This is a genomic window from Actinocorallia libanotica (assembly GCF_039525175.1).
GTDB classification, from domain to species: domain Bacteria; phylum Actinomycetota; class Actinomycetes; order Streptosporangiales; family Streptosporangiaceae; genus Actinocorallia; species Actinocorallia libanotica.
In genome coordinates, this window is record NZ_BAAAHH010000126.1 from 1 (window position 1) to 576 (window position 576).

General features: G+C 71.7%; 2 protein-coding genes. Both read right to left on the bottom strand.

Annotated features, from left to right (window positions below):
- On the bottom strand, window positions 1–243 hold a 243-nt coding region (locus tag ABD140_RS39980; RefSeq protein WP_344248301.1), incomplete at its 3' end, for a hypothetical protein.
- Window positions 240–576 (bottom strand): hypothetical protein (locus ABD140_RS39985; protein WP_344248303.1); only part of this gene is annotated, 337 nt, incomplete at its 5' end. The genes ABD140_RS39980 and ABD140_RS39985, both read right to left, overlap by 4 nt.

Sequence of the window (576 nt, forward strand, 5' to 3'; positions counted from 1 at the left end):
GAAACCCATGTCGGTGTCCACCCACATCAGCCACTCGGCCTCGGAGGCCAGGAAGGCGTCGACGGCCTTGTTGCGGGCGGCGACCAGGCCGCCGCTGCCGTAGCGCATCGCCAGGAATCCGGCGGTGACGATGCGCTGGTGGTGGGCCAGGTCCCAGCCGATGAGGTCCATCATCGACATGTGCCAGGAGTGCGCGACCTGCTCTGAGTGCACCCAGGTCAGCTTCACCGTCCCCGGGATCACTGCTTGCCTCCACCGCTGGTGCGGGGGCGGCGCGTGGTGCGGCGCTCGCCGGGCGCGGCGGTCGCGGTCTCCGGGGCGGCGTCCTCCTGGCGGTCCAGGAGCCGTATCCCCGAGGGGTCGGTGGTGCAGCGCACCGCCGGGAGGCTGGCGTCGAAGAAGTCGGGGTAGGCCTTGACCAGGGGGTCGGCGGCGTCCCAGGGCTCTCCTGCCCGGATGGCGATGCGCTGCCCGCCGTGGGCCAGGCTGGCGTGGCGGTTGGCGTAGGCGATGGACATGGCCACGAGGAACCTCGATTCGCAAAGGGATGGGTGGTCCCGTGGCGGCCGACCACCC